This is a genomic window from Sinomonas sp. G460-2, assembly GCF_047759905.1.
Classification (GTDB): Bacteria; Actinomycetota; Actinomycetes; order Actinomycetales; family Micrococcaceae; genus Sinomonas.
This window is the reverse complement of sequence record NZ_JBKZWT010000371.1, coordinates 1-3,238: the sequence shown is the minus strand read 5'-3', so window position 1 is coordinate 3,238 and position 3,238 is coordinate 1. Positions and strand designations below refer to the sequence as shown.

Sequence of the window (3,238 nt, the reverse complement as noted above, 5' to 3'; positions counted from 1 at the left end):
ACAAGCGGCGGCCGCTCGTGCCACGCACGTTCGCCCCCGCGCTCGCCCAGCCCGACGTCCCGCTCGCCATCAGCGGCGAAGGCGCGCTGCTCAACCCGACGACGGCGCGCGCGGCCGAGGCGCTCTTCGCTGCCGCGGCCACCGCGGGCGTGGGCATGACGCTCGCGAGCGGCTACCGCTCCTACGCGACCCAGCAGGCGACGTACGCGAGCGAGGTCGCGGCACAGGGCCAGGCCCTCGCCGACGTCGCGTCAGCGCGCCCGGGCTATTCCGAGCACCAGACGGGCTGGGCGTTCGACCTCGGGGCGTCTGGCGGGACGTGTTCGTTCCAGCCGTGTTTCGCGGACACTCCGGCCGCGAAGTGGGCCGCGGCCCACGCGCACGAGTTCGGCTTCATCGTCCGCTATCCGTGGATGCTGCACGAGATCACGGGGTACTTCTACGAGCCGTGGCACCTGAGGTTCATCGGCGTCGAGGCCGCGACGGAGATGCGCCAGAAGGGCATCGGAACCCTCGAGGAGTACTTCGGGCTTCCCGCCGCACCGACGTACTGAGGAGGCGTTTCGGGCGCCTGGGGCCTACCGACACAGAGCGGGTGGTTACCTCGAGTTCACAAAACAGTCCGTATGGCCACGCTATTGTTAGCGCCATGCTGAGCGGATTCAAAGCTTTCATTATGAAGGGCAACGTCGTCGACCTTGCCGTCGCCGTCGTCATGGGTGCCGCCTTCGGCGCGGTCGTGACGACCTTTGTCAACAACGTCCTCATGCCGATCATCTCCCTCATCGTGGGGCAGCCGAACTTCGACAACTTCCTGGTCTTCGGCCCGGTCAAGATCGGCGTCTTCCTCACGGCCCTCGTCAACTTCGTCCTCGTCGCGGCGGCGATCTACTTCGTCATCGTGATGCCCATGAACCACGTCATCGAGCGTCGCAACCGCAAGCTGGGCATCAAGGAGGTTGCCGACGAGGAGCCCATCGACCCGCAGATCGCGCTCCTGACGGAGATCCGCGACGCCCTGGAAGCCCGTCGGAACTAACCCCCACTGACGCCATGCGGCCGTCCACCCTCACGGGTGGGCGGCCGCTTTTCGTCGCACCCAGAAAATTCCCAGCAAAAGAGAATAAGAAAACAAATTTGCAGCGTGCGCGGAAATCCCAATTTGCAACCCATTGCAATCCCGCCTAGACTAACGCGAACCGCCTGTGCCCCGTGGCCTACTTCCGCTTGACTTCCAGGAGCCGCCCATGGAACCCTCGGCCGAATATTTTCCCCCAAATTCACATCGCGTTCACGGCCGCCGGGTCGTGCCGCTGGGTCCTGCCGAAACCGCCCCTCCGCCGCAGGTGAGCCTGCCCGAGGAGTGGGAGCCTCGGTACCCCGAGTTCGGCGGTCCGACCGACCGCGGCCGCCGGTCCGTCGAGCGCCCGCGCCGCCGCGGGCGAGTGCGCCGGTTCCTCAAGATCACGGGGATTGTGGTGGTCGTCGCGTTCGTGGCGAGCATCCTCACGACCATCGCGTACAACTGGATCACGCCGCCGCGCACGTCCTACATGTTCCAGGCCGGCGAGCCCATCGTGTACCAGTACGTGTCCATGGACCACATCAGCCGGAACACGATCGCGGCCGTCATCGCGCACGAGGACGAGGAACTGGGGACCCGCGTCGGCGCCTTCACCCAGGCGGACTTCCAGGCCCGAGCCCAGGCCTTCGTCGACGGGCAGCCCGACCCGAGCGGCTCCACCGTGCCGCAGCAGCTCGTCAAGAACATCTTCCTGTGGCCAAGCCATGATCCGCTGCGCAAGGCGATCGAGGCCGGGCTCTCGGAGGAGTTCGACTTCCTGCTCCCCAAGCAGCGCATCGCCGAGCTCTACCTCAACTATGCTCAGTTCGGCCCGAAGCTCTTCGGCATCTGCGCGGCGAGCTGGTACTACTACAACACCCCGCCCTCCCAGCTCAACCCCTACGAATCCGCGCAGCTCATGGGCGTGCTCCCGGACCCCGACAACGTGCGGCGGGCGGCGGGCGGCGGGCTCGACATCAGCGCAAAGGGGGACCCGCTGGCCGTGGACCTCATCAACGGTGCCGCGAACGTGTGGGTCCCGCGCCAGCTTGAGGGCATGGGCGGGTGGCAGGCGGCCGTGGCGACCATCGGCATCAAGGACGAGGCCTCAGCCCACGCCGCTACCGCGAGCGGCCCCGACGGGTGCTCGACGATGCCGCAGAGCGTTTCCCAGAGGCTCAAATCGGAGGGCGCGAAGTAGCGCACGCCGAAGAGGCATACCTAGCAAAGGCCCGTGTGGGAAAAATCCACGCGGGCCTTTTTTTGGCGAATTTAGATCGCCACCAATTCGACAATTCCATAGGCCCCAGAATCGATGACCCGGCCCCGGATAAAGCCGGAATCAGCCGCGAGCGCGAAGAATTCCGGGGCCGAGCGCTGCCGCCCCTCGGTCTGCGCGAGCATCATGACGTCGGAGATCGACACGGGGAACTCGGCCCGATTCGGCTCCTGGAGCCACTCGAGCACGAGCACCTTCGCCCCGGCCGGGGCCGCCGTGCGCACCGTGCTCAGGATCCGGCGGCACTGGGCGTCGTCCCAGTCGTGGAGCACGTCCTTGAGCAGGTAGACGTCCGCGACCGCGGCGAAGCCCGTGAACAGGTCCCCCTCGACCGCCGTGACCCGCTCGGCCACGCCGCGCGCCGCGAGGTACTCCCCCGCTCCCCCGAGGGGGCCGGGCTGGTCCACGAGCACGCCGTGCAGGCCCGGTTGGGCGCGCAGCACCTCGGCGAGCATGGCGCCCACGCCGCCGCCCACGTCGCATACCGTGCCTTCCGCCGGCCACGGATAGGCGGCGACGATGAGCGGCGCGGCCATGAGGGTCAGCTCGCGCATGGTCCGCGCGAAGCCGGCCTCCTCCTCGGGATGGGCGGAGAGGTACTCCCAGATGGTCTGTCCCGTCGCGGCGTTGAACGCGGGCTGCCCATCGCGGAGGGTCTGCGGGAGGCGGGCCCACCCGGCGAGGACCATCGCCGACGTCGAGTAACGGATCCAGGCCGCCATCGAGTGGGGGTGATCGACGAGCAGGAGCCGCCCCGTCGGCGTGAGCGAGAAGCGACCGCGGCGGTCCAGGCTCGTGAGCCCGTAGACAGCCAGGCCACGCAGCACGCGGTGGACCGTATCGGCGTGCAGTCCGAGCCGCCCGGCCACCTCGGCGGCCGTGTGCGGCCCGGCGGA

4 protein-coding genes are annotated in these 3,238 nt (G+C 68.2%); 3 read left to right on the top strand and 1 reads right to left on the bottom strand.

Annotated features, from left to right (window positions below):
- From ACLN58_RS19960 to ACLN58_RS19950, 3 genes are all read left to right on the top strand, one after another.
- Positions 1–554: D-alanyl-D-alanine carboxypeptidase family protein (locus ACLN58_RS19960; RefSeq protein ID WP_415856978.1), on the top strand; the 554-nt coding region annotated here is incomplete at its 5' end.
- Between the two features lie 95 nt (positions 555–649).
- On the top strand, positions 650–1,039 hold the full coding sequence (gene mscL / locus ACLN58_RS19955) for a large conductance mechanosensitive channel protein MscL (RefSeq protein WP_415856977.1): 390 nt from the start codon (positions 650–652) through the stop codon (positions 1,037–1,039).
- Between the two features lie 307 nt (positions 1,040–1,346).
- A complete protein-coding gene (locus ACLN58_RS19950; protein WP_415856976.1) occupies positions 1,347–2,264 on the top strand; it encodes a transglycosylase domain-containing protein in 918 nt (305 codons plus the stop codon).
- A gap of 71 nt (positions 2,265–2,335) precedes the next feature.
- Here the strand turns inward: ACLN58_RS19950 and ACLN58_RS19945 are convergent.
- On the bottom strand, positions 2,336–3,238 hold a 903-nt coding region (locus ACLN58_RS19945), incomplete at its 5' end, for a methyltransferase (protein WP_415856975.1).